Here is a 25,610-nt window from a genome sequence, read left to right as displayed (position 1 = left end):
AAGGACCGACGCCCTGACCAGCTTCAAGCGGGGACGCTGTCGCGTCCTCGTCGCGACCGACGTCGCCGCTCGCGGCATCGACGTGGAGGGGTTAGGCCTCGTCGTGAATTTCGACGTTCCGCAGCTCTCAGAGGATTACATCCACCGGGTCGGACGTACGGGCCGGATGGATGCGACAGGCGAGGCCTACACCCTCGTCTCACCGAACGAAGAGGACACTCTGCGCGCCATCGAGCGCGCCATCGGGACACGCCTGCCACGCCAGAAGGTCCCGGAGTTCAATTACGCTAAGACACCGACAGAGCGCTTTGAGGTTCCCCTTGCCGACCGCATTGCGGCTATCCGCACCCGAAAAGCGGACGAGCGGGTCCGGGCGAAGGCGAATGTAGCGCGTCGTGCTACGTCAGGGATTACGGCGGGTCCCGCCGCAAGCGTGACCGCGGGGCAGCACCCCACGAGCCCTCGCGCAGTCCGCCCACACCGCGTGACTGCAAAGCCGTTCACAGGCAAGTCCTTCAGCCGACCAGTGAGTGGACGCGTAAACGGGACTGCCGGCTGGCGAAGCACGGGCTCCACCACCGAGCCACGGAGCGTTCAGGGGGCGTAGCGCGGGGCCGCTTAGGCGGGTCAGGGCACAGGCGAAGTGTCGCCTGTGGAGTCGTCTCTGTGTGCGCGGATGCAGGCCAGAAAGCGCGGGCCAAGCTCCTGGAGCTTGCGCAGGCCGACCCCCTTGATCTGCAGGAAGGCGTCCTTCGCGGTGGGGCGTGCTCGTGTCATCTCACGCAGGCTGGCGTCGCTGAAGATGAGGTAGGGTGGGATACCTCGCTCTGCGGCCATGGTCCGACGGAGGACACGGAGCATCTCGAACAGGTCCTCATCGCCGCCGCTGCCGGCGCCTGAAAGCAGAGCGACTTCCCGCCTCCCGTCGGCAGGATGACGATGGAGTCCCGCCGCGCCAGCACCGCCCTCATGGCCTCTTCCTGCAACGGGAGGAGCGTGTCGTAGCCCCACACGCGCTTCACGGTTTGCCTGATATTCTCCATTCGCACCCGCTCCTTACCTTCGACAGTGAACCCGCGACCCGGCAGCCAGCCAAGACGTTCGGGATGCTATCCGGTCAATAATGGGGACTACGTTGCGTTAACGGTGTTCACACTGCGTGCGGCGGATATGCTCACCTCGACGGAGTGTTCCTGACGGTCGTCAACGAGGGGAATCGCCTGGTCGTGTTGCTCGACGCCATCCACGGTCACACTCGTCTCGCCATTCCCGCCTAGCGTCTGTAGGACGGCGATGTGGTAGACCGTCTCCCGGTACCGGTAGCGCACGGTGAACCCCTTCCAATCCGCAGGGAGGCACGGAGCAATACGCAGTGTCTCCGCTTCCAGCCTCAGCCCGAGGAGGGATTCCACGATCAGCCGGTACATCCAGCCGGCCGAGCCCGTGTACCACGTCCAGCCACCGTGGCCGGTGTGCGGCGGGAGCGCATAGACGTCGGCCGCGACCACATACGGTTCTACCCTATAGGTCGCAATTCCCTCCGGAGATCCGGCATGGTTCACGGGGTTGATCATGGCCAACAGTTCCCACGCGCGACGGCTGTCGCCCAATGCAGCGAACGCCATCACCGCCCAGATCGCCCCATGCGTGTACTGCCCACCATTCTCTCTCACGCCTGGGACGTACCCCTTTATATAGCCAGGATTCAACGTCGACGTGTCGAATGGCGGATCCAAGAGTTGGATCAGCGCATGGTCCCGGCGAACGAGGCGCTCATCCACCGCGTCCATCGCCATGCGCGAGCGCTCGACATCGCCCGCCCCGGAGAGCACAGACCAGCTTTGCGCAACCGAATCAATCTGGCATTCGGGGTTACTCGCCGACCCAAGCGGCGAGCCATCGTCGAAGTAGGCGCGGCGATACCACTCGCCGTCCCAGCCATTCAGCTCGATATTCTGGCGCAATTGAGCCGCCTCCCTTTGGCAACGTTCGACGAAGGAAACGTCACCATGCCTGCGGGCAACCTCAATGAACCGCATAAGCACGTCATACAGGAAAAATCCCAGCCAGACACTTTCACCTTTGCCGTGTTCGCCCACAGCGTTCATGCCGTCGTTCCAGTCGCCTGAGCCCATGAGCGGCAGGCCGTGCTCACCATATCTGAGACCCCTCAGGATGGCTCGCACACAGTGCTCGTATAAACTGGCCGCTTCTTCGGACCGGCTGGGTAGATCGTAATACGAGTCCTCCTCCGCGTTTACCGGGCGGCCCTCAACGAAGTGGATGGGTTCGTCCAACACCCCGGTGTCCCCTGTGTTCAGAACGTAGCGGCACGTCGCCAACGGCAGCCAGAGGTAATCATCCGAACAGTGTGTACGCACGCCCCGGCCCGATGGGGGATGCCACCAATGCTGGACATCTCCCTCCCGGAACTGACGGGCCGCGCAGCGGAGTAAGTGCTCGCGCACGAGGTGCGGCTGGGCGTGGATGAGCGCCATCACGTCCTGTAACTGGTCGCGGAAACCGAAAGCACCCCCCGACTGGTAGTATCCGCTCCGAGCCCAAAGACGGCATGCGAGCGTCTGGTACACGAGCCATCCGTTGGTAAGCACGTTGAGGGACTGGTCCGGTGTTTCCACCTGCACCGCGTCGAGCGTGTGCTTCCAGTACTGCCACACCGCGTCGAGCGTGTCCCGCGCCGCAGCGGATCCCCGGAAGCGACGCGCCAGGTTGCTGGCGTCATCGGCGTCTCGCCCCACGCCGAGTCTGAAAATGAACTCACGCTCTTGCCCGTCGGCTAGCTCGAATGCAACTTGGATCGCGGCGCAGGGATCCAAAGCGGCCCCCACTTTGCCGGAAAGCCGCGACCGAGTCATCGCAGCCGGATTCCGAAGCGTGCCGTTCCGCCCAAGGAACTCAGTCCGGTCGCCGCTTACGGTCCGAGTCGCACCGTCCACGTCGAAGAAGGCAACCCGGTCGGCGAACTCCGTGTTGTATGGGTTCCGCGCGAAGAGCGCTCCGCTGTTGGGGTCAACTTCGGTGACCACGTGCATTGTCGATTTCGGCCGCAGATCTCCCAGCACCCATTCCACGTATCCCGTGGCAGAGAGCCGGCGGGATCGGCCACACTCGTTTCGCACTTTCAACACCGCAAACTTGATCGGCGCGTCGAGGGCCACGTACACCCACAGCTCTGAGCGGATGCCGCGCTCCGTGTGCTCGAAGACGCTATAGCCGAAGCCGTGCCGGCTGGCGTAAGGCATCGCTCCGCGGCTGGGTAGCGGCGTGGGGGACCAGAAGTGGCCCCTCTCTTCGTCACGGATGTAAAAGGCTTCTCCGCTGGAATCGCCCACGGGGTCGTTGTACCAGGGAGTGAGGCGGAACTCGTGGGCGTTCTCGCTCCAGGTGTAGGCCATGCCGCTCTCTGAGATGACGGTCCCGAAGTGCGGGTTCGCCAGCACATTCACCCACGGTGCCGGCGTCACTTGCCCGTGCGCGGTCGTAATGACGTACTCGCGTCCATCCGGGGTGAATCCTCCCAGCCCGTTGAAGAAGATCAGATCGTGGCGAGGCAACGCGGCGGCCGCCGGGGGTTCGGCGCGGCGGGTTCGGGTCAGCGCTAAGCGAGGGACCAATGCTTTCACAGTGCCGCGACGGTTGATCTGCTCCGCCAGCGCTCCACGAGTGTCGGTGATGACGGCGCGAGCGACCGATTGGAGCAGAATACGGTCCTCGTTCGATATCTGGTCCCCAGGTCTTACAAAGATGCCGCCGGGTCGATCGGTCACGTTGGCCTCGATGCCTGCGGCAATCAGCCCCATGATCTGGTCGTGCAAAAGTTGCCGGTAACCGGTCTGATCTTCGTTCCAGATCACCAGGTCCACAGCCAGTCCCTTGAGGCGCCAATACGCGTGAGCCTGGATGAGTTGGCGTACCAGATCGATATTGACTGGGTCTGCAATCTGCAGCAGCACGATCGGCAAGTCGCCGGAAATGGAGTAGCCCCACAGACCGGACTGCCCGTGGCGGTTCTTGGTGAGGACGCTCGGGTCGGCGCGCAGCGAGGAATTTGCGTAGATGACCGAGCTGGCAAGGTGTCCATAGAGTTGCGCGTCGGCCTCAGTGGCATTGATCTGCCGCAGGACTACCTGGCTATGGGTCCACGCCAGTTCGAAGACGCGATCTGCGAGACGCCGATCCTGGTATTTCTCGACAAGGCCCAGGCACACGTCGCGAGTGTCCCCGATGCCGGAGACAATATTGATCGTCGCCGATTCTTCCGGATCCAGCGTGATTCGATACCGGATCGCGACAATCGGATCGAGCACGGAGCCCTGGCTGCCCGAGAGCGCTGCGGAACCGCTCATCGCTTGCGGATTGGCGGCGGTGTTTCCGCGGCCGATGAACCGCAGGCGGTCAGTCTCATAGGATATTTCTCCGATGTCCGCCCCGTGCACGGCCATCAGATGAAACATCAATGGCGCGTGTTCGTTGGGGGAGCGGGGCCGGCGAGTGCAGAGGATCGCCTGCCGCTCCTGGATGATCTCGGTCTGAACAAAGAGATTGCTGAACGCCGGATGCAGCGCGTCCGCGGCAGACGATGCGAGAACGACCTCCGCGTAACTCGTTACTTCGATCGCTCTGCGCGTCCGAGAGCGGTTGGCGATGGTGATTCGGCGCATCTCGATGTCATCCTCCGGCGAAACGGCGATCTCCGTGTGCATGTCGAAGTCGTGGTTGCGGCAGCGAAACTCCGCTCGCGCGTCCGAGAAAATCGCTTCGTAATGCTTCGATTGCTTAAGCGTCGGCTGATACGCCGTTGACCAGAACTCCCCGCTCGTCACGTCGCGGATGTAACAGAATGTGCCCCAGTTGTCACAGGTGCTGTCTTCGCGCCAGCGTGTGACTGCGATGTCCTTCCAGCGGCTGTAACCGCCTCCCGCGTTCGTGATCATCACGTGGTATCTGCCGTTCGACAACAACTGCACTTCCGGTATCGGCGTGTTCGGGCTGCTGAAAACGCGCACCGGCGTCTCCAGGCCACTGGGAGTCGTACGTAAGTCGGAGGACTCGGCGGCGTCGGCGTGCGAATAGAACGCCGTGGCTTTTGGAATCCGCTCCTGGAGCAGCAGCGTGGTCGCCTGGACCAACGGATCCGACTCAAATCGCTTCTGCATCGGACGGTCCAGGAGCAGATAGGCCAGCGAGAGGAGGCTCATGCCCTCGTGATGTGCCATGAAGGACCGAACCACGGCGTTCGATTTTCCACGCGGCAGACGCGAAGGAGTGTAGTCGATTGCTTCATAGAAGCCATATGTCCCTTCAAACCCTTCAGCGGCGAGTCGCTGCAGATTCAGGCACGCCTCCTCGGGCGCCACCATCAGCGCGAGCGCCGAGGCATACGGTGCAATGACCAAATCCTCGGCTAGTCCGCGTTTGAGACCCAGGCCGGGCACGCCAAACGCTCGATACTGGTAGTTGAGATGAACGTCAATCATGTTGTAGCCGGATTCCGAACTACCCCATGGCACTCCGCGCTTCTCTCCATACTCGATCTGCCTCTTCACAGCCGCCTTGTAGGTCTCGTCGAGCAGCGTGTTTTCGTAGGTCGGCATCACCAGGAGCGGCATGAGGTACTCGAACATCGAACCGCTCCACGAAAGGAGAATCGGCTCTCCACCGGCGTGAGTGAGCAGGCGTCCCAGGGCAAACCAGCTTTCCTGCGGCAGTTGTCCCTGCGCAATCGCCACGAAACTGCACAATCTCGCTTCCGAAGCCAGCAGATCGTAGTAACTCGAGTCCCGCCGGTGCTCACCAACGTTGTAGCCGATCGCCAGCAGATGACGCGCCTTATCGAACAGAAAGTCATACTCCATGCCGGCCAGTTCGCTGGATTGCAGTGCAAGCCGTTCGATGGCCGCAATCCTTGCCCTAGCGCGGTGGCTTGCCTCCGTGATGAGCCGTCGAAGCTCACCAGACCATTCACGCTCCTCGGGGGTTGCGTCCGAGCCGAGCCGATGCTCGATTGCCGGGAGCAGCTCTTCCTCAAGTCTCGCCAGCTCGCGCAGCGTTGGGATCTCGTCGATACCGCGAAATTCTCCGAGCCGATTCTGAGAGGCCGGCAGCAAGATCCATGGAGCGAGAAACGTCAGCTCATCGAGGGCGGCCTGGCATTGTCGAGCCAGGGCACGGGCCCACCGCTTCGCTTGGCTCTCGGGGTCAGCATCGAAGCCGCCGACCACCTCCGCGGCGGAGGTCGCCAGACGGTCCAGGCACAGCCGCGCCGCCGCGAGCGTCGTTGGCCGGGAATCGAATGCGGACGCCAGATCCTTCTGCAGCTCCGCGAGTTGGGCCGGAGCGGCGCCTCCCGCAGCGTCCACGAGAATCCTGAGTGTGTCGCTGAGCCCGTCAAACAATCGCGACCCCAGGATCTTGTGATCGGGAAGCGCGAGCAGACCCGGCCGCAATGTCAGCAGATGGCCCGCGAGGTTCCCGCTGTCCACCGTCGAAATGTAGAGCGGCGGCAGCGGTTTCAGAGACTGCGTGTCGTACCAGTTATAGAAGTGGCCTCGGTGCCGTTCCAGGGCTTCCATCGTGCGGAGGGCATTCGCCGTGCGCTCGATGAGTTGTCCGGCCGGAATGTAGCCGAAGTCGTACGCAGACAAATTCGCGAGGAGCGCAAGTCCCATGTTGGTCGGCGACGTGCGATGCCCGACCGCAGCAACGGGATGCTCCTGATAGTTATCAGGTGGCAGCCAATGATCTTCCGGGCCGACGAATGTCTCGAAAAACTCCCACGTCTTTCGCGAAAGCTTCTGAAGAAAGATGATCTGGCCAGCCGTCAGTCTTGCTCCGCGGCGAACGAGCGGCCGGCTGATCCACCAGGCGATAGCGGGGGAGGCAAACCAGAGGCCCAGTACGGGTCCAGCCACTGCGAGCGCGACCGGCCTCGAAAGCGTCAGAGAGATCATCGCGGCAGTGGCGATAACGGGGGCGATCCACATCATCCGATAGAAGGCGGCGAGGCCCGTTCGGCTCTTGCGATCCGGGTCGCTCGACGGACTCCACTCCAGAAGTCGCTTGTGTGTGACCAGCAGTCGCCCGGCCGTGCGCACAATCGCATCCAGACTAAAGAAGGCCTCGTAGGGGAGACACGCGAGCGTAAATGCCGCCTGAGCGAAGTGCCGGCCAGCCGAGCGCACCGCGGCGGCGAGATGCTGACGCAGCAGCACATCGCCTGGTTTCTGAAACAGATCCATCGTGGAGGCAATCAAGGGAGGAATCAGGATAGTGCCGATCACCGCCAAGGTCCAAAACCAGAGCGGCGACAAGACCGTCCAGCCCAGGAGCAATAGCAGTGTCAACGCCGAAGGCACGAGACTCCGACGAAGGTTGTCGAAGATCTTCCATCGGGACAGTCCAGAGAGCGGATTCTTCTGACGGCTTGCGTTGGGGCCAGGAACGCCTGGCAGCAGCCAGCGTGCAAGCTGCCAATCCCCGCGAATCCAGCGGTACCGACGGCTTACGTCCGCGCTGTAGCAAGATGGATATTCCTCGTACAACTGCACATCGCTCAACAACCCCGCCCGCGCGTAGCACCCTTCCAGAAGATCGTGGCTGAGGATTCGGTTCTCTGGAAATCGCCCATTGAGCGCCCGCTCGAACGCATCAACGTCATAGATCCCCTTGCCAATGAACGAGCCTTCGTGGAAGAGGTCCTGGTACACATCGGAGACGGCGCGCGTATACGGGTCGATGCCCGGCTCACTCCCACACAGTCGCGCGTACCGCGACCGGTTCGTGGCTGGCAGGCTCACGGCCATACGCGGCTGAAGGATACCGTACCCGGCAACAACACGCTGCTTGTCTTCGTCGTACCGGGCACGATTCAGCGGGTGCGCCATGGTTCCCACAAACTGCCACGCCGAATCGCGCGGGAGTTGCGTATCCGTGTCAAGGGTGATCACGTACTTCACGTTCGAGAAATCCGCCGTCTCACCAACGACGAGTGAGAAACAATCCCTTGAGCCGCCGCGCAGAAGCGAATTCAAGTCGGTCAGTTTCCCTCGCTTCCGCTCGTAACCCATCCACATCCGCTCCCGAGGATTCCATCGGCGCGGGCGATGAAAGAGGAAGAACGTGCCGCCTTTTGCGCTCCTGTACTTTTCATTCAGTTCTTCGATTCTCTTCTGGGTCAGCCGCAACAGCGGGTCATCCTCCGGAATCGTTTCCTCGCGTGCGTCCCGGAAATCAGTGAGCAGAGCGAAGTGCAGGTTCTCGTCCCGATTTGCCAAAAACCGAACTTCAAGCGCCTCGACCAGATCCTCAATATCTTGAGCGCTCGTGAGCAGAGTCGGGATCACGGCCAGTGCGCGCGATTCCGGAGGAATGCCTTTGGAGAAGTCCATTCGCGGCAGCAAGTGCGGTGTCGCCAGCAACGTCGTCAGCCAGTTCACCAGCGCCACCGCCAACTGACTTGCGCACACGAGCGAGAGAATCCCGGTCAGCGCGAGGAGCCAACCACGCACCCCACTGGCATGCGCCGTCGCCAAGAAGCTCCCGGTGACGATCGCCGTCATCAGCGTGATCGTGCCGAGATAGAGGAGCAAGGGAAACCGGCCGCTCATTCTCTGAAGAACCATAGCGGGAGAGAGACGCACCATCGCCATTCGTTGGAGTTGCGGCAACCCCTTGTCGATGAGGTAGAAGCCAACATGTGCCGCTCGATCGTCGCTGCCGTTCTTGGCCGCGCCCTCGTGTACCAACTGGATCGCTTTGCGGGCGACCTCGCTTTCGGATAGCCGGCTGCTCTTCGCGATCTGCTCCACGACGTGACGGTAGCGGTCACGGGTGGCAAAATCCATCTGCCCGTAGACGCCGCCGGGATCCTCGCGCAGGGTCTGCTCGACAACGCTCATGGCTTCGACGAACTTGCGCCAGTCCATCGCCTCCAGAAATCGGAGGCTGCCGATGCTGTTGCTTATGGAGACCTGATCGGCGGCCTGTTGTTGGTTCTCCGATTGCACCAACTGCTCGATCGTCAGGCCAGACTCCGAGAGCCGCTGCTCAATCCAGGTGAGCGGCAATGCCAAAGCTGGGCTCTGTCCCTGCAACCGGCGCGCAAATTCCGCGACAAACGAACTCACCAACGGCACGCTCGACCGCGCCATGTCCGCGATCACCAAAATCAGGCTCTTCGGGTCTTTCTCAGCGGTTTCCGTCATCTGGTCCGCCCAATAGTCGGCGAGGTTTCGGTCGGTCCTGTCGGCGGCGAGTCGCGCTCCAACGCGCCGGAGATTCTCGATCAGTGCCAGGCGCAGCATGATCGGGATGGCCCACAATTCGCCTAACGTCAGGGCGGTGACCGTCTGGTAGGCTGCGACGAAACTGCTGAGACTTTCCGGGTCCACCCGTCCATCGCCGTGCGAGATCGTCTCCAGCGCGATGTCATAGACCCTCGGAAGTCCAGCCGATGGGCCGTTCAGCAAGCGAGGCAGGTCCCGGCTGTACCCCTTTGGCAAGTATCGTCTGGCCGTACGAATCTGTTCTTCGATCAGATAGAAGTTGTCGAGTAGCCATTCCCCGGCCGGCGCAATCCGGCGGTTCTCCTTGACCGCCGCCGTCAGCAGATTGCAGGCTCCAACCAGGACGCCTTCATTCTCAGCCAGCCGCGGCAGAAGTTGGTCCGGAGCGCGTCCCAGCCCCAACGTGTGCGAGCCCGCCAGGGTCTTGCCGTGCTGCTCCATCTGGTCGTTGCTGAACAGCTCCGATCGTAGCGGTGGCTCGTCGCCGACGTACTTGTGTGCCAAGGCATTTCCGCGAAGGTACGCCCTCAAATGGAGCAAGGTCCGGCGGATGGTCTTACTACCTATCTTCACGTGTGAGGTTCCCTTCATGCTCAGGCGCGGTGCCCGGAAGGATCGTCGGCGGGACAGAGACTCCCTTCCTTGCGTTCCCATTCGAAGTGACGGCGCGTCCGAAGCGGGACGTGCAAGTCAATCAGCAGTGGGGCGTTTCACCAGGCGAACGCTAAACTTTCACGGCTCTGGTTGGGGCGCAGGTGATAACTGGAATCGCTGCGAAAGTCCCGGTGGGTGGATCAGCGCATGGGCCCGGATCAAGGATACGAGATCTACAAAACCCAGTGCATCACGAAGCGGTGCAGGGTCCATTCAAAGAAGCTCGCGTAGACGAAGAGCGCGCCAATCATCAGGGCCCGACTCAGGAGCATGTGGACCATCTGACGAGCTCTCCCTATCGCGCCAGGTAATACGGAACAGCCGTGACGATCACGCTGGGCGTGAAGAGGAGCGCAGACTGGATAAGCAGCGCCTGCGGGTTGTAGAGGAGGTTCTGCCACCACTGGGCCGGGATGATCTCGGGCAGGATTACGAGCGGGACCGCGCTACGGAGAGACCAGCGTCCGGATTGCTCCGCCCAGTGCCCCGCTGCACAGTGGTATTCTAGTGCCGTTCCAACTTTTTCAGACAAACAATGTAACTACAAGGTGTTTAGGCCGAAGGCTGAAGGCTATAAATTATCTCGCAAGGCACGAATCAAGCCATTCAAGACCTTCTTGGTTTCTACGACCTTTGGTTCTATCAGAGAGGACTCCTCATTGGACAAGAAGTCCAAACGCTTTGACGGATGTAGTTGATAGCGCAGTTCCCTCTGATTACCCCCAAAAGCCTTCAGCCTTCAGCCTTCAGTCTATCTACCTGAGTAGTTACCGAACAATGACGCTACGCAGAGGTCGATTGCGTTGCCGACACATCATCGTATCGTGATGCCAGATAGTTGGAACGGCACTAGGGTCACTACAGGGGATTTCGACCGCCCCGCCCTGGGGCGGCGTTACTGCAGGATGCCCAGCCCGTCCTCCTCGCGCATGATGAGGTGCGCCTCGTCGGCCACCCTCAATCGTCCGCTTAGGCGCTGGGGGCTACACTTTGACGTTCGCGGCCCTCGGTCCCTTGTCCCCCTTCTCGACATCGAACGTGACGGCTTGCCCATCCGCGAGCGTATCGAACGCCTCCCCCTGGAGGGCGGACCGGTGAAAGAAGATCTCGACGCCATCGTCTCCCTGAATGAACCCAAAGCCTCGTTCCCTGACCAGCCGCTTAATCGTGCCTGTTGCCATTGCTTCTGCTCCTCTCCGGACATCCGTCCGGGACCTGTTGCGTTTTCCAGCACCGACCTACCACGACGCTCCTCGTATCTGTTTCAAACCCCCTCGCTCTCAGACCACCTTATCAGGACAACACCATACTTGCAAGCGGAGCCTGCATCGTCCCGCTCTACCGCCTCTTTCTCCGGCAGTCGGCGCGCGGCCTGCAGGCGACCTTGGCCGGCGGATCCGGGGCCACAAAGGCACCCTTCCACACTGGGACCGCACACACCCAGCGCGTTTCAGGTCCTCGATGGACCGCGAGAGCAGGGAAACCCCCGCAAAGTTCCTCGCCCCTCGCCGACGATGCTGGCCATAGGGTCGCACAACCGCCCTGGTCAGCACACGTTTGCATCTCAGCAATGCCTGTCTCTCGTTTTTGGGCACAGGGCTCAGCTTGACGCTTCACTCGTCTTTCCAGTATGATCAAACCATCTATATGGCTATCCGCGGTTATGCCTCACCTGAGAGTGTATACGTCGAAAGGGGGCGTATCTCCCTGAATGCCTGGCGCCTTGAGGGTATTGCAACCCTCGTCCTGCTCATGCTCATGCTCATGCTTACGGCCTGTGCTTCCAATTATGTCGTAGATGGCTTCTTTGTGGATGGGACTCGAGGCTTCAAGATTCCGATACTGCGCGATGGTTGGCGGCAGTTCGAGTTGGAAGGGACTGACCTCGCGTTCCGGGCGGAGCCGGGCGGCCAGGTCGCCGCATTGTTTGTCAGTTGCGAAGGCGAGCAGCCCATCCCTCTCCGAATCCTGTCCAGACGCTTGTTCTTTGGGATCGGCACAAAGCGGATAATGGCGCAGGGGCCCATTGTGCTGAACGGCACAGAGGCGATCCACACAATACTGGAGGGGCGCCTGAATAACACCGAGGTGATGATCAGCAGTTACGTCGCCAAGGATGGTGATTGCGCCTATGATCTGGTCTACGTGGCTCCCCCTGAGCTCTTTCAGGACCGGCTGCCGGAATTTGAGCGATTTGCCATGGGCTGGGTTTTGACTGAAAAAGGTTCCGGATTCCAAGTACCGGGGTCCAGGCTGAAGTAAAGAACTGCAATAAGGACACACAATGCGGAATGTGGTTGTAGCAGTTGGAGACCAGTCGATTCGATTGCTCGAATTGCTGGGTGGGATCTCAAAGCTTACCTATGACACCGCTTGCTGCGCCTTCACGCCTCCCTACAACCCCCGTGGACTCCTCCAGCAGGTCGATCATATCGGGGTGAAATCGATCTCGATCGCCAGTGTAGCCGCGGTCTTCACCGGCCTCGTCTTAGCCCTACAAACCGCTTATGGCCTGAGCCGATTCGGGGCAAAGGCATATGTGGGGATTATCGTCTCGCTCTCAATAGTCCGCGAGCTAGGGCCGGTTCTCACGGCCCTTTTGGTGGGAGGGCGGGTCGGTTCCGGGATCACCGCCGAGCTGGGATCGATGAAGGTCACGGAGCAGATCGACGCAATGCGGGCCATGGGGGCGAATCCGATCAAAAAGCTGGTGGTGCCCAGAGTATTGAGCGCGATGCTGGTCCTGCCGCTGCTGACGGTCATGGCGGACATCCTGGGCATACTGGGGGGCATGGTCATCTCCAGGTACGAGTTTCAGGTCGATTACCAACTCTACTACAATACTGTGACACGCAACCTGACGGTAGCCGACATTGTGAGCGGTCTCGGCAAGACAGTAGTCTTCGGCTTCATTATCGCCATCGTCGGCTGCTACAGTGGGCTGGAAACGAGGGGTGGCACAGAAGGCATCGGCAAGGCCACGACCACGACCGTTGTCACCTCGGCCATCGCTATCATTATCTCGGATTTCTTTCTTACGAAGTTCTTCTGGTGGCTGGAGGGCTGGTGAAGTGAGCGCCCCGGCCATCGAGTTCCGCCAAGTCTACAAGTCGTTCAACCACACACCGATCTTGGTCGGGATGGATTTCGCGATCCAGTCGGGTGAGACGGTGACCATCATCGGCGGCAGCGGGATCGGCAAGAGCGTCACCTTGAAACTGATCGTCGGCCTACTCAAGCCGGAGGCGGGCCAGATTCTCATCGAGGGGGAGGACATCGTACCGCTGACGGAAGATCAGCTCATTCGGGTCCGGAAGAAGATCGGGATGGTCTTTCAGGGCTCGGCGCTCTTCGATTCCCTTTCGGTTGCGGAGAACATCGCCTACCCTCTCCGGGAACATACGGCCATGTCGGAGCGTCAGATCCGAGAGCGGATCATGGAAACGCTCCGTCTTGTAGGCCTTGAGGGCGCCGAGGATAAGGAGCCGGCCGACCTGTCGGGCGGGATGAGGAAGCGGGTCGCTCTGGCCAGAGCGATCGCGCTCACGCCAAGGATCATTCTGTATGACGAGCCGACGACTGGCCTGGACCCTGCCAACACTGAGAAGATCAACGAGTTGATCGTGGACATGGACAGGAAGCTAGAGGTGACGTCGGTAGTGGTGACTCACGACATGCGGAGCGCGTTCAAGATCTCCGATCGGATCGGCCTGCTGGACATGGGCAAAATTGCCGTCGTCGGAACGCCACGGGAAATCGAACGCGCTGATCTGCCGCTGGTCCGGCAATTCATTAACGGGACAGTGGCGTGAAATCGCAGCGGTCAGCGATCAGCGTAGGGGCAGGGCTTGCCCTGCCCAAAGGGCGCAGCAAGCAGCGCCCCCACATGGGTCTTGCCGAGCGCTGAGCGCTAACCAAGAGGCAACGATATGCCGGAACGTGAATACTGGACGCGGTTACGCGTGGGAATCTTTGTCCTGGGACTCCTGGGTCTTTTCATCGTCTTTGTCCTGACCATCGGAAGCCGGAGCCGAATCTTCGAGCGCCGCTACAATCTGCACGCCTTCTTCGGCACTATCGAGGGACTGAATGTCGGGGCGCCGGTCCGTCTCGCCGGCACATCCATCGGCTCGGTCAATGACATTACCTTCAGCAAGGACCTTGCCAGCAAGAAGATCCGGGTGACCATGAACCTCGACGCCGGGCTCCAGAACCGGATACGTGAGGATTCGATCGCAAGTATCGGGTCCATCGGGCTAGTCGGAGATAAGGTGCTCGATCTAACGGTGGGCAGCCTTGACAAGCCGGTCCTGCCCCCAGGGGCGACGATCGCGAGTGCCGATCCACCGGACTATGCCAAGCTGCTCCAAAAAGGGGATCAGATCGTCGGCAACGTGGTGAAGATCTCAGACGCCTTGAGCCAGCTCGTGGGCGGCGGAGCGGGGGTGGGGGCGCGGCAGGATCTGGCCGAGAGCATCGCCTCCTTCAACCGAATTATGGGAGAGATCGAACAGGGGACCGGGCTGCTGCACGCGCTGGTCTATGAGAAGCGCTCAGGCAACATCCTGAAAGAGTTGTCTGAAACGACTGCCGCCATTCAGCAGTTGTCCAACTTGATGAAGCAATTCCAGAATCAAAAAGGGTTGGCGCACATCCTGTTTGCGGACCCACGAGCCGAGTCAATCATGGCCGATCTCGAGCAGACCTCCAAGAATCTCAAGCTGGTGTCGTCCCGCCTGGCTCAAGGAGAGGGAACGCTTGGAGCGCTCATCGACGATCCTGCGCTGTACGAGGATCTGTCGTCCCTCCTGCGGGGAGCGAATCGCAGCCGGATCCTGCAAAGCCTGATCCAGTCCACCCGGCGGTCTGGCGCCTCCGCCGGGCCGCAATGAGTACGCCCTCTACGGTGTCGCTGATCGTCCACGGCCACTTCTACCAGCCGCCGCGTGAGAACCCCTGGACCGATGAGGTCGAGCAGCAGCCTTCCGCCGCCCCCCATCACGACTGGAATCAGCGGATTACTGCGGAGTGCTACGCGCCGAATGGATGGGCCAGACTCCTGGACCATGAAGGCCGGATCGTCAAGCTGGTCAATAACTATGCCGGCATCAGCTTTGACGTCGGGCCAACGCTCTTCCGCTGGCTGGAACGGAAGGCCCCCGAGACCGTTCGTCGCATTATCGAGGGCGATCGTGACAGTGTGGCTCGGTGTGGCGGCCATGGTAATGCCCTGGCCCACCCGTACGTCCATGCAATCCTGCCGCTCGCCGACTCAAAGGACCGCGCCACGCTGGTCAAGTGGGGGATCGTCGAGTTCCGGTCCCGCTTCGGCCGTGAGCCGGAGGGGATGTGGCTTCCGGAAACGGGCGTGGACCTGGCGACGCTGGAACTGCTCAGTGATTACGGAATCCGTTACACCGTCTTGGCGCCCTGGCAGGCGACCCGGGTTCGTCCGCTAGGAGAAGAGCAGTGGCATGAGCTGGGCTCCGACTGGATCGATCCCTCGCGCCCATACACGTGTCGCCTGCCTCATGGGGGCACGATCGATCTGTTCTTCTACGATGCAGCTCTGTCCCGCGCCATTGCTTTTGATGGTCTGTTGCAGGGGGCCGATCGCCTCGCCGACCGACTCGTCGAGGTCTCCCACAGCTCGCCCTCACGCCTGCATATCCTCTGTACCGACGGCGAATCGTACGGCCATCACAGCAAGTTCGGAGAACGCGCGTTGGCCGTTCTGCTGGCGAAAGAGACCGCGCCAAAGGAGCTTGCGGTTACTAACTTCGGGGCCTACCTCGCGAGCGCGCCCCCCACGCATGAGGTGGTCATTCGAGATGGAAGCGCCTGGAGCTGTGCCCATGGCCTGGGGCGGTGGAAGGAGGACTGCGGATGCAGCACCGGTGGCCAACCGGGCTGGCGCCAGCGCTGGCGTGTCCCCTTCCGGGAAGCCATTAATGGCCTTCGCGACGATCTGCAGCACCTCTTCACGGAACAGGCAGATCGGTTGTTCACCGATGTCTGGGCCGCGAGGGACGATTACATCGCCCTGATCCTTGATCGGAGCAATCCCTCGGTTGAGAAGTTCTTTGGGGCGCACGCCCGCCGATCGCTCTCGCTGCAGGACAGAGCCGCGGCACTTCAACTGCTGGAGATGCAGCGACATGCCCTCCTGATGCAGTCCAGTGACGGTTGGTTCTTTAGCGATATTTCTGACATCGAGGCCGCGCAGAACCTCAAACACGCAGCGCGGGCTCTCGAACTCGCGTCTGCCTTTGTGACTGTGAGCCTGGAGGCGAAATTTCTGGCCAGGCTTCAGACCGCGAAGAGCAACATTTCTTCCGAACGGGACGGCCGGCGCATCTGGGAGGTCCGAGTTGGCACAGCACGGGTCGATCTCGCTCACCCCGTAGCCCTTTACGCCATGCGGTCGCTGGTGGAGAACCTGCCTGAGCCCTATCACGTGCATAGCTTTGACCTCCATCGGCTGAGTCTTGAGCACTTTCCCCTTATAAATGGGACGATGATAGTCGGCGGCATAGAGGTATCTTCATCCCTCACCATGGAGCGCAAGGAGTTCGGATTTGTCCTGAAGTGGTTGGATGCCGATGGGATGTCCGGCTGCCTGTTTCCTTGGGGGGGTGAGGAGGATCTGAAGCGATGGCTGGAGGCGTTTGAGGGGCAGGTGAAAGGTCTATCGCTGCCGGGTTACAGCCAGGCAACGCCGATTTCATTGAAGATGCTTTCCCCGGAAGAGCGACGGGAGATCTTAATGGCGCTCTACAGAGGGTGGGACGTTTTTCGCAAGCGCTACGATGAGCTGGCGGCACGAACCCAGGGTTTACTCCGCGCTTTCTTCGACGAGGGACTCTCTCCCCCTGAGGCCCTGAGAGCCCCGGCCGAGTTTACCGTGACCCGCAACCTGGAGGAGTCCCTACGGCAGTGGCTGTCCGATGGCGGGACCGATCTGTACCGCAGCCTGCTCATGCTGGCCGATGAGGTGAAGCGACTCGACCTTCCGCAGCAGGAGCACCTGCAGGATCTCCTGTCCAGAGCATTCGGGATGCGGGTGAGGCGGTTATGCGAGTGTCCGGACCTGGATGGACTCCGTGGGGTGCAGGAGGTTGTCGACCTCGCTGACCGAATGGGCTACGCCATGGACCGACCAGAATCTGTTGCCCTGATGTATGAACTCCTCACGCACGATGTACCGCCACTGATCGAGCGGGTACTGCAGGCCGAGTCCAGGGATGAGTGCAACCTGGTCTCGGCCGTTCTTCGTCTGGGCGAACGGTTCGGGTTTTCGACCGGAAGGCTTCGGCAGCGCCTTCGTCCAATCGAAGAGCGACTCGCCGCGGATCCCGGCCTCTGGCCCTAAAAGCAGCTATCAGCGGTCAGCGACGTAGGGGCGCCGCTTGCTGCGCCCTAATCGGGCAGGGTAAGCCATGCCCCGGCAAGCCATGCCCCTACACTGACGACTGAAAACTGAACAAGGAGCAATCTGATGGAAGGCTTAGGCAGTGGAACACTGGTGCTGGAGGCGGTGTTCATCTTCATGCTGATTCTGATCAACGGCTTCTTCGCGGGCTCCGAGGTAGCGATCATCTCTCTCCGGCGAAGCCGGGTACAGGAGTTGGTGGAAGCAGGAGATGACCGGGCATCAACGGTCCAGAGGCTCAAGGATGACCCCGACCGATTTCTGGCCACTATCCAGATCGGAATCAATCTCGTCAGTACGCTGGCCTCCGCTATTGGCGGGGCGCTGGCCGTAAGGGTGATCCGCCCCTTACTTGATCGCCTTCCAGGCGGCGGACTGGGATCGGCGGGTGAACTGGCCGCCCTTGGGATAGTGGTCGTTGTCATCACCTATCTCACTATCGTCTTCGGAGAGCTGGTCCCCAAATCGCTTGCCCTCCGCTATGCGGAACGGATCGCCCTCGCGATCGCCAGACCTCACGAGGCCTTTGGCCGTTGGTTCTCGTTGATCGGTCGTCCACTGACCGCTTCAAGCCGCCTGATCCTCTCGCTCTTCGGCGCTGCCCCTCAGGGAACGACAGGGTTTGTCAGCGAGGCGGAGATCAAGCTGATGGTTCAGGAGGGGAAGGAGAAGGGGATCTTCGACCAGACAGAGCAGGAGCTGATCCACAGCGTCTTCGAATTTACGGAGACCTCGGTCAAGGAGGTCATGATCCCTCGCCCTCAGATCGATGCGATCGAGCTGGAGACCCCGCTGGCAGAGGTGCTCAAGTTCGTAGTGGAGACGGGCTACTCCCGCTACCCCGTCTACCACAAGAGCCTTGATGACATCTGCGGCGTCCTGCACTACAAGGACCTGCTGCGGCTGCAACTGGAGAGCCGCGAGGCCTCTCTCAAAACCATCACGCACCCCGCCTACTTCGTCCCGGAGACGATGCAGGTCAGTCAACTCCTGAAGGAGCTGCAACGGCGGCGAACCTCGATGGCGATCGTGGTGGATGAGCATGGGGGCGTAGACGGGCTGGTCACTATGGAGGATCTCCTCGAAGAGATTGTCGGAGAGATCCACGACGAGTACGAGACTGCCGAGAAGCCCGTCGAACGGCTGAGGGACGGGTCGCTCATCATCGACGCTTCTCTGAATATCAAGGACCTGCGGGACGAGCACGGGTTACCATTCCCTGAGTCGCCTACCTACGAGACCTTAGCGGGCTTTATGCTGGATCAACTTCAGCGGATGCCCAAGGCCGGCGACATTATTATCTATCAAGGCAAGAAGCTGACAATCGTGGACCTGGACGGCCGACGGCTCGCCCGAATCAAGGTCGAAGAGCTGCCGGCAACGCATTGAGCAGGAGACGTTGAATGAATCAGTTCTCCCTGATAGGCTTCCTGATTCTCGCAGTGGTCATCGCAACCTTTTCCATTCAGAACTCGGGCGAGGCGATCGTCACCTTCATCTGGTGGCAGTTTCAGGGTTCGCTGGTGGTAGTGATCCTGATTTCAACCGCCCTCGGAGCGATCATGGCGATCTTTTTGAGCCTTCCCGGAACCTTCCGGCTGCGAATGCGATTACGGGAGCAGACCCAGCGAATCGCTGAACTGGAGCAGCAACTCCAAGAGCGTGAAACGACACACACCTCGGATATGTCCGGAACCCGGTGATCGACCGAGAAGTTCTGCATCGGGTTTCTTGCCGAAGGCGTTCCAGGGTAGGTGCCGGGAGCGTCTAGACCGTAAAGAGGGCTCCCAAAAAGTGGAAGGTGGAAGGTGTTTTTGGTGTACAATGCTCGTCACTGGATCACGCAACATGGAAATCTTAGTGACAACTGAAGGAGGAATTGAAACATGAAACGCCTGATCTCGTTATGCTTCGCGACGCTTCTGCTTGTTGCCTGGACATCCCAGGCCCGTGCCCACGGCGGTGAGTCTATGAGTGGCATGGACGAAGCGGATGCATGCGTCCTACAGAAGGGCCACTACACGGTTCACTTTACGGCCTATCAGCAACAATACGGCGCATCAGAGATCGGCATGTTGCACGAAGTAGGGTCAGAAAAGGTAAAAAAGGAATTTAAGTCGTACTGCGAAGGGATCCCGAAGACGGGAAAATTCTCGATAGCCTTTGACCTGTTCAATGAAGAGATGCGAGCCCTACCCATCTCCGTCCGGATTGTTAAGGCCCCCGAAGGCCACGAAGACAAGGGCAGCAGTCAACACTCCCATGAAATCCTCTCCCTTCCGCCTACAGTGTACCGTGATGGGGCGGTCAGACTCGATGCCGACATTGCCACGGCCGGTCAGTATATGGCCATTATAAAGTTTGAAAGCGTCGGGCCTGGGATTGCCCATAAGCCTCATTCCGCTTCCGAGCCCGGGGAACTGAACATGGTCACGCATAGTCACGGCAGTGGTGACCCAACAGAGGCAGAAATACACGCCGTTGATCCGACGTTCAGCGTTCCTTTTACGGTAGGTCTCGAAACACAGTCGCGCCTCCCCTCGTATTTCTCAAACGTGGGGAAGGATGCAGCCGGCATATTACTCGGCATGTCGGTCCTCATAGGCGGCATAATACTCTACAACAGATACAGCAAGCGGAAAAAGGTGGCCTAAAAGGGGTAGCAAGGGTTTACCCGGCTTTCCCTCCAACGGATATCAGACCCATTCCCCCAAGCTCGTTGCAGGGTGGTACCATGCCTAGTCCGTTTCCAGTGATTTCCCAGGTTTTTCCTTGACAGACTGGAGGCTAAGTTGCTAGCCTCCATGGCGTTTAGGCTTTTCAAGGAATCCGCCATATTGTATGGCTACGGGTTTTCCTCTCTCACTTTCTCACTACTCAGGTAGATAGACTGAAGGCTGAAGGCTTTGAGGGGTAGGAACCGAACAGGTCTTGAATGGCTTGATTCGTATCTTGCGAGATAGTTGAGAGCCTTCAGCCTAAACACCTGAGTAGTTACAACGCACGGACATGATCATGAAAAGCCCAGCGGGACACGTGATGACGTTTCAAGAACTGATCCTCGCATTACAGCGATTTTTCGCAGAGCAGGGCTGTGTCATCCAGCAGCCTTACGACGTTGAAGTGGGTGCGGGAACGATGAACCCTGCCACATTTCTGCGTGTCCTGGGCCCTGAGCCGTGGAAGGTCGCCTATGTCGAGTCGACTCGGCGCCCCGCTGATGGACGGTACGGAGAAAATCCGAATCGCCTCCAGCACTACTACCAGTATCAGGTCATCATGAAGCCATCCCCAGACGACATTCAGGAGATCTACCTGGACAGCCTTCGGAGCCTGGGTATCGACCCACTCAAGCACGATATCCGTTTCGTGGAAGACGACTGGGAGTCGCCAACCCTTGGCGCCTGGGGGCTAGGCTGGGAGGTCTGGCTTGACGGCTTGGAGATCACCCAATTCACCTATTTTCAGCAGGCTGGGGGCATCGACCTGAAACCGGTCTCTGTGGAGTTGACCTATGGGATCGAGCGGATTGCCATGTTCCTACAGGGAGTGGACAGCGTCTACGACCTGACGTGGGTCAAGGGCGTGACCTACGGTGACATCCATCACAAGAGTGAGGTGGAGTGGTCGGTCCACAACTTCGAGGAAGCCGATGTGGCACTCCAGTTTCAGCTTTTCGACAAATATGAGCGGGAAGGTCTCCGCCTTATCGAGAAGGGACTAGTGCTGCCGGCATACGACTACTGCCTCAAGTCTTCTCACACCTTTAACCTCTTGGACGCCAGGGGGGCGATAGGTGTCACTGAGCGGACCAGCTTCATCGGTCGCGTGCGAAACCTCGCGCGTCGCTGCGCCGAAGCCTATCTAAAGCAGCGTGAGGAGGCGGGCTTTCCACTCATGAAGGCGTGGCAGTCATAAACCACATAGCGCAGGACAACCCCTGATGACCCAAGACCTGTTGTTTGAGATCGGGACCGAGGAGATGCCCTCCAGCTACATGCCGTCGGTTCTGAAGGATCTGGAGGTACAGGCATGCCGCCTTTTCGAAGAGCAGCGCATCACCTTTTCTGGCGTACGCACGCTCGGCACTCCTCGGCGCCTTACCTTGTATGTTGAGCGGCTGGATCAGAGCCAGGGTGACCTGGTCCGTGAGGTGGTGGGACCATCCAAGGCGGTCGCGTTCGATCAGGAGGGCCTTCCGACCAAGGCCGCGCTTGGCTTCGCGAGGGCACAAGCCGTCTCTGTGGAGGACCTCCGCGTCAAGACGCTTGACCGTGGAGAGTACGTCGTTGCGGTCATCGTGGAGCGGGTCGTGCGCTTGGAGGAGATGCTGCCGGTTATCCTACCCCGCCTGATCACGTCGCTCTCCTTTCCGAAGTCGATGCGGTGGGGGCAAGGCACCTTCCGGTTTGTCCGCCCGATCCGATGGCTCGTTGCCCTGTACAGTGGTCGGGTGATCCCCTTTGAAATTGACGGGGTCAAAAGCGGAAACAAGACGTACGGTCACCGATTTCTGAGCCGTGGCCAGATTCGCATCAGAAGCTTCCAGGATTATATCGAAAAACTGGAAGAGCGGTATGTCATCGTGAACCAGCACCGTCGCCGGGAACTGGTGACAAGGCTGGCCGAAGAGGCCGCGGCCAAGGTTGGCGGGAAACCGATCTTCGACGATGAGCTGGTAGAGATGGTGACCTCCCTAGTGGAATACCCTACCGTGGTCTGTGGCCGCTTCGAACAGGAGTATCTCCTCTTACCTCGTGAAGTGATCATGACCCCCATGCGGAAGCATCAGCGCTACTTTCCGGTGGCTGACGATGCCGGCAAGCTCCTCCCGTATTTCGTGACGATCTCCAACATGAAGGCGAAGGACATGGAGGTCATCCGTACAGGCAACGAACGGGTCCTGAGCGCGCGGCTCAAGGACGCCGCATTTTTTTTCAAAGAGGATCGCAGGGTCCAGCTTCGCGAGCGAGTGCCCCAACTGAAGGGGATTACCTTTCAGGAGCGCCTTGGCACAATGCTAGAGAAGGTCGAGCGGCTTACCAAGCTGGTCGCCTACCTGGCTGAGCAGGTTGCCCCGCACCTTGTCCATGACGCCTGTCAGTCAGCTCAGTTGTGCAAGGCTGACCTCGTAACCACGATGGTTAAGGAGTTCCCAAGCCTGCAAGGGGTTATGGGCCGTGAGTATGCCCAGCTCTCCGGGGAGTCCGCGGTTGTGGCCCAAGCAATTGAGGAGCACTATCTCCCCCGCTTTGCAGGCGACAGGCTCCCGGAATCACTGGTTGGCGCTCTCGTAGGCATCGCCGACCGGCTCGACACCATCTGTGGCTGCTTCGGCATCGGGCTCATACCGAGCGGATCAGAAGATCCGTACGCCCTCCGGCGACTCGCGCAAGGGGTCGTGCAGATCCTTCTCAGCACAGGAATCGATCTGCCGCTCTCGCAGCCGATAAGCAAGAGCTTGGAGCTCTTTGGTGATCGCTTGCCGCTGCCGAGGGAGCGTATAGCACAAGAGGTCATGGGGTTTATGGCGGCCAGGCTCCAGGCGATCCTGATAGAACGGGGTGTACCCGGCGATCTCGTCGAGGCTGCCCTTTCCGTCAATGCAGAGCGGGTATCCGATGCCGGCAAACGCGCCGAGGCATTGGCTGCCTTCAGGCGTGAGGCCGATTTTACGGAGCTGGCGGCGACCTTCAAACGGGTGCTCAATATCCTTCCCAAGGGTTTCTCCGGATCGGTTGATCCAAGGCGGTTCGTGAGCAGCGCCGAGCGAGCGCTCCATAGCGAAGCCACAACGCTACGGACTGAGACAGAACGCCTGGTCCAAGCCGGCGACTACGTTCGAGCTCTGCAACTCATCGCCGCGATCCGCCCCATTGTGGATATGTTCTTCGAGGAGGTTATGGTGATGGTGGAGGATCGAGATCTGCAGGAGAACCGTTTGGCCATCCTGAAGGAGGTTGCTGACCTGTTTTGCGGGATCGCGAACTTCAGTAAGATTATGGCTTCGTAAGTCTTCCGGCGTAGGGGCGCTGCTTGCTGCGCCCTCTTTGGGTAGGGCAAGCCCTACCCCTACAGGGACGGCCGGTAGCTGAACAGCCATAATGCGTGAGGATTATGATGGACGCAGAGATCTTGGAGCGGATCAACCGGGGTATCATCCTCAGGACCGGAGCGTATCTCACGAACGATCACTTCGTATTGTCCTCGGGGCGTCACGCCCAGGAGTACGTGGAGAAGGCGTTAGCTACCACCGAGCCGGCCTTCACGGAAGGGTTAGGAGACGTGATCGCAAAGCATTTCGCCGAGGAGCCGATCGACCTGGTCCTTACCACCGGCTACGGCGCCTCGTTGCTGGGCCATTGCGTGGCGCGCGCTCATCCTTTGCGACCCCGCTTCATCTATGCCGGCAAGCAACGCGATGAGTCCGGTGTCAGCTATGTAGCTCTTCCGAGGGGATTTCGGCAGTACTTTGTTGGTAACCCTAAGGTGCTGATTGTCGAAGACATTGTGACTACTGGTGAGACTGTCAAGGAGCTTATTAAACTGGTCAACTCATTAGGCGGGACGGTGGTTGGAATCGGGACACTCTGGCGACGGATTCGAAAGGTGAACTTCACGTTCCCCTTTTTTACGCTGGTCGACCGGGAATTCCCGACGTACGCCCCGAAGAACTGCCCGATGTGCCGCAGAGGGATCCCGATTAATCAGGAGTTTTTACCGGAGCCTGGCCCACAGAAGTCTCACCGGATGAAGACTGGCACCAACTGAAGCCTGTCCTGAGCCTGTCGAATGGGTCGTACCAGGAATCGAGTAACACTACTCAGCGCTTTTCGACCGTGGAAGCTGTGACCGACCCAACCTACGGCTGTCGAGGTGGTGGGTTCGAGATCTTGGAAGCGGTGTGTAGCGCCACTCGAAAGGACATGATCGGGGTGGATGAGGCGTGACGCCTAAGGCACTTGCACTCCAGAGGAGACATCGATGGTCAATAAATTGAGGCGTATACCGGTTTGTATCTGGCTAGCTATGTTCGCGATCCTACCACCTGCCATATCATGGGCTGAGACCTCACTACCACTGTTGACGGCCGATAAGGGAGCCCCAAGTCAACAGACGGTCACGCTAGGGCGCGAGACTGAACTAATTGCCGCCCGCACCCTTGCCTTTGCCGGCACGGAGGATTCCCGTCAGATTGAGACGGAGAAAAAACCGACATTCAGCCCGGAAGAAGGGTTCCAATCGGGAACGTGGCATTTAGGGGTCAAGTCTGGCTATGGTGACTCTCACAAAATTTTTGCCGGACGTGAGTCCGGTGTCAACTTCGCTCCGCTATTTTTCCAGATTGGGTACACAGTCACCGATGTCCATGGCCCTTTTCCGGTTCGTGGGAGCCTGGAAGTCATCTTCGAGCCGACCTTCATGTTTATCAGTGAGCCGACTAAAACCTTTGGCGAAGGCGCAAGCATCCTCCTCCGCTACAATTTTGTGACGGGCACTCGGTGGGTGCCGTTCTTCGAGGCTGGTATTGGTATCCTACATTGGAATCTCCACATCCCACGGGACCTCAACAGCCAGGTCAACTTCACTATCATGAGTGGTCCTGGAGTGAATTACTTTGTGAACGACAACCTGGCGATTACCGGACAAGTGGGCTTACATCACATCTCGAACGGAGGCCGCAAAAGCCCCAACGTCGGCGTTAATTCGAGCATGTATCTGCTGGGGGTCTCGTATTACTTTTAGGTTCAGCGGTCAGTTATCAGCAAGACACAAGAAAAGCTGAAGGCTGATTGCTGAACGCTTCCCCACGCCCTACTCTTTGCTGCCGCCGCGAACCCATTTGTTTGGTGTGCCGTCAAGAGGAGAGCTCTCGCCTGGTCGCCAGAGCACCGACTGCTCGATCTGCTTGGCAAGGGTAAAATCCTTTTCAGTGATCCCCCCGGCGGAATGAGTCATCAGCTTTACCCAGACCTTTCCCCATGTGACCTCCAGGTCCGGGTGATGCCAAGCGGCCTCTGCCATGTAGGCGATCGCGCCCACCAGCATGAGCGTAGTTGGCCAGCCGTCGGTATTGAACTTCCTCCTGATCCATCTCCCCTCCAGGTACCACCCTGGCAGCTCTTGCTCCAGACGCTTGGCCACCTCCTCGTCCGAAATGACCGAGCACTCTTTGCCTTTTGACATGGACCCCTCCTCCTTTGTTGAACCCATAACGT

Annotated in this window: 19 protein-coding genes; 13 read left to right on the top strand and 6 right to left on the bottom strand. The window is 59.8% G+C overall.

Annotated features, from left to right (window positions below):
* Positions 1–607: helicase-related protein (locus CLG94_RS01935; protein ID WP_133174599.1), on the top strand; the 607-nt coding region annotated here is incomplete at its 5' end.
* Between the two features lie 20 nt (positions 608–627).
* On the opposite strand, the gene CLG94_RS13865 is transcribed toward CLG94_RS01935, so the two are convergent.
* From CLG94_RS13865 to CLG94_RS01920, 5 genes are all read right to left on the bottom strand, one after another.
* Positions 628–870, bottom strand: coding sequence for an HRDC domain-containing protein (locus tag CLG94_RS13865; protein ID WP_432264751.1), 243 nt, complete (start codon positions 868–870; stop codon positions 628–630).
* Positions 774–1,043, bottom strand: coding sequence for a DEAD/DEAH box helicase (locus CLG94_RS13860; protein ID WP_432264748.1), 270 nt, complete (start codon positions 1,041–1,043; stop codon positions 774–776). Before CLG94_RS13860 ends, CLG94_RS13865 begins: the two co-directional genes overlap by 97 nt.
* Positions 1,044–1,130: 87 nt before the next feature.
* Positions 1,131–9,896, bottom strand: a complete 8,766-nt coding sequence (locus CLG94_RS01925) for a glycoside hydrolase family 94 protein (protein WP_107561205.1) — start codon at positions 9,894–9,896, stop codon at positions 1,131–1,133.
* A 358-nt stretch (positions 9,897–10,254) separates the two neighbouring features.
* The gene (locus tag CLG94_RS12935) at positions 10,255–10,491 is read right to left on the bottom strand and encodes a hypothetical protein (protein ID WP_133174598.1); all 237 of its coding nucleotides are present in this window, start codon (positions 10,489–10,491) and stop codon (positions 10,255–10,257) included.
* 451 nt (positions 10,492–10,942) lie between these two features.
* Complete coding sequence (locus CLG94_RS01920; RefSeq protein ID WP_107561204.1) at positions 10,943–11,140, bottom strand: cold-shock protein; 198 nt, start codon at positions 11,138–11,140, stop codon at positions 10,943–10,945.
* Between the two features lie 466 nt (positions 11,141–11,606).
* Here CLG94_RS01920 and CLG94_RS01915 point away from each other — a divergent pair, with 466 nt between their 5' ends.
* The 12 genes from CLG94_RS01915 (at position 11,607) to CLG94_RS01860 (ending at position 25,137) form a co-directional block, all read left to right on the top strand.
* Positions 11,607–12,221, top strand: a complete 615-nt coding sequence (locus tag CLG94_RS01915; protein WP_107561203.1) for a hypothetical protein — start codon at positions 11,607–11,609, stop codon at positions 12,219–12,221.
* Between the two features lie 22 nt (positions 12,222–12,243).
* A complete protein-coding gene (locus tag CLG94_RS01910) occupies positions 12,244–13,029 on the top strand; it encodes an MlaE family ABC transporter permease (protein WP_239993068.1) in 786 nt (261 codons plus the stop codon).
* Position 13,030: 1 nt separating this feature from the next.
* Positions 13,031–13,771: an ABC transporter ATP-binding protein gene (locus CLG94_RS01905; RefSeq protein ID WP_107561202.1), complete on the top strand. Its 741-nt coding sequence runs from the start codon at positions 13,031–13,033 to the stop codon at positions 13,769–13,771.
* A 117-nt stretch (positions 13,772–13,888) separates the two neighbouring features.
* Positions 13,889–14,851 (top strand): MlaD family protein, encoded by a 963-nt coding sequence (locus tag CLG94_RS01900; RefSeq protein ID WP_107561201.1) that lies wholly within the window; start codon positions 13,889–13,891, stop codon positions 14,849–14,851.
* Complete coding sequence (locus CLG94_RS01895) at positions 14,848–17,331, top strand: DUF3536 domain-containing protein (protein WP_107561200.1); 2,484 nt, start codon at positions 14,848–14,850, stop codon at positions 17,329–17,331. The genes CLG94_RS01900 and CLG94_RS01895 overlap by 4 nt, the downstream gene beginning before the upstream one ends.
* Before the next feature lie 126 nt (positions 17,332–17,457).
* The gene (locus tag CLG94_RS01890) at positions 17,458–18,780 is read left to right on the top strand and encodes a hemolysin family protein (RefSeq protein WP_107561199.1); all 1,323 of its coding nucleotides are present in this window, start codon (positions 17,458–17,460) and stop codon (positions 18,778–18,780) included.
* A 14-nt stretch (positions 18,781–18,794) separates the two neighbouring features.
* The gene (locus CLG94_RS01885) at positions 18,795–19,094 is read left to right on the top strand and encodes a LapA family protein (RefSeq protein WP_107561198.1); all 300 of its coding nucleotides are present in this window, start codon (positions 18,795–18,797) and stop codon (positions 19,092–19,094) included.
* 183 nt (positions 19,095–19,277) lie between these two features.
* Positions 19,278–20,045 (top strand): hypothetical protein, encoded by a 768-nt coding sequence (locus CLG94_RS01880; RefSeq protein ID WP_107561197.1) that lies wholly within the window; start codon positions 19,278–19,280, stop codon positions 20,043–20,045.
* 385 nt (positions 20,046–20,430) lie between these two features.
* Positions 20,431–21,309 carry a glycine--tRNA ligase subunit alpha gene (gene glyQ, locus CLG94_RS01875; protein WP_107561219.1) on the top strand — a complete coding sequence of 293 codons (879 nt, stop codon included), beginning with the start codon at positions 20,431–20,433 and terminating at the stop codon, positions 21,307–21,309.
* 25 nt (positions 21,310–21,334) lie between these two features.
* Positions 21,335–23,404, top strand: a complete 2,070-nt coding sequence (gene glyS / locus CLG94_RS01870; protein ID WP_107561196.1) for a glycine--tRNA ligase subunit beta — start codon at positions 21,335–21,337, stop codon at positions 23,402–23,404.
* 104 nt (positions 23,405–23,508) lie between these two features.
* Complete coding sequence (locus CLG94_RS01865) at positions 23,509–24,162, top strand: phosphoribosyltransferase family protein (protein WP_107561195.1); 654 nt, start codon at positions 23,509–23,511, stop codon at positions 24,160–24,162.
* Positions 24,163–24,375: 213 nt separating this feature from the next.
* Positions 24,376–25,137, top strand: coding sequence for an acyloxyacyl hydrolase (locus tag CLG94_RS01860; protein WP_107561194.1), 762 nt, complete (start codon positions 24,376–24,378; stop codon positions 25,135–25,137).
* Positions 25,138–25,206: 69 nt separating this feature from the next.
* On the opposite strand, the gene CLG94_RS01855 is transcribed toward CLG94_RS01860, so the two are convergent.
* Positions 25,207–25,578, bottom strand: a complete 372-nt coding sequence (locus tag CLG94_RS01855) for a 4a-hydroxytetrahydrobiopterin dehydratase (protein ID WP_107561193.1) — start codon at positions 25,576–25,578, stop codon at positions 25,207–25,209.
* Positions 25,579–25,610: the final 32 nt, after the last annotated feature.

This window comes from Candidatus Methylomirabilis limnetica, from assembly GCF_003044035.1.
Classification (GTDB): Bacteria; Methylomirabilota; Methylomirabilia; order Methylomirabilales; family Methylomirabilaceae; genus Methylomirabilis; species Methylomirabilis limnetica.
Note: the sequence above shows the minus strand (reverse complement) of the source record. Positions and strands in the feature narration are given on the sequence as shown.

Excerpts from the sequence above, each read along its gene's own strand:
- CLG94_RS01890 (WP_107561199.1), top strand. The coding sequence starts at position 17,458 with ATGGAAGGCTTAGGCAGTGGAACACTGGTGCTGGAGGCGGTGTTCATC.
- glyQ (WP_107561219.1), top strand. The coding sequence starts at position 20,431 with ATGACGTTTCAAGAACTGATCCTCGCATTACAGCGATTTTTCGCAGAG.
- CLG94_RS01900 (WP_107561201.1), top strand. The coding sequence starts at position 13,889 with ATGCCGGAACGTGAATACTGGACGCGGTTACGCGTGGGAATCTTTGTC.
- CLG94_RS01920 (WP_107561204.1), bottom strand. The coding sequence starts at position 11,140 with ATGGCAACAGGCACGATTAAGCGGCTGGTCAGGGAACGAGGCTTTGGG.
- CLG94_RS01865 (WP_107561195.1), top strand. The coding sequence starts at position 23,509 with ATGATGGACGCAGAGATCTTGGAGCGGATCAACCGGGGTATCATCCTC.
- CLG94_RS13860 (WP_432264748.1), bottom strand. The coding sequence starts at position 1,043 with ATGGAGAATATCAGGCAAACCGTGAAGCGCGTGTGGGGCTACGACACG.
- glyS (WP_107561196.1), top strand. The coding sequence starts at position 21,335 with ATGACCCAAGACCTGTTGTTTGAGATCGGGACCGAGGAGATGCCCTCC.
- CLG94_RS01915 (WP_107561203.1), top strand. The coding sequence starts at position 11,607 with ATGGCTATCCGCGGTTATGCCTCACCTGAGAGTGTATACGTCGAAAGG.
- CLG94_RS01925 (WP_107561205.1), bottom strand. The coding sequence starts at position 9,896 with ATGAAGGGAACCTCACACGTGAAGATAGGTAGTAAGACCATCCGCCGG.
- CLG94_RS01860 (WP_107561194.1), top strand. The coding sequence starts at position 24,376 with ATGGTCAATAAATTGAGGCGTATACCGGTTTGTATCTGGCTAGCTATG.
- CLG94_RS01895 (WP_107561200.1), top strand. The coding sequence starts at position 14,848 with ATGAGTACGCCCTCTACGGTGTCGCTGATCGTCCACGGCCACTTCTAC.
- CLG94_RS01910 (WP_239993068.1), top strand. The coding sequence starts at position 12,244 with ATGCGGAATGTGGTTGTAGCAGTTGGAGACCAGTCGATTCGATTGCTC.
- CLG94_RS01885 (WP_107561198.1), top strand. The coding sequence starts at position 18,795 with ATGAATCAGTTCTCCCTGATAGGCTTCCTGATTCTCGCAGTGGTCATC.
- CLG94_RS01880 (WP_107561197.1), top strand. The coding sequence starts at position 19,278 with ATGAAACGCCTGATCTCGTTATGCTTCGCGACGCTTCTGCTTGTTGCC.
- CLG94_RS01855 (WP_107561193.1), bottom strand. The coding sequence starts at position 25,578 with ATGTCAAAAGGCAAAGAGTGCTCGGTCATTTCGGACGAGGAGGTGGCC.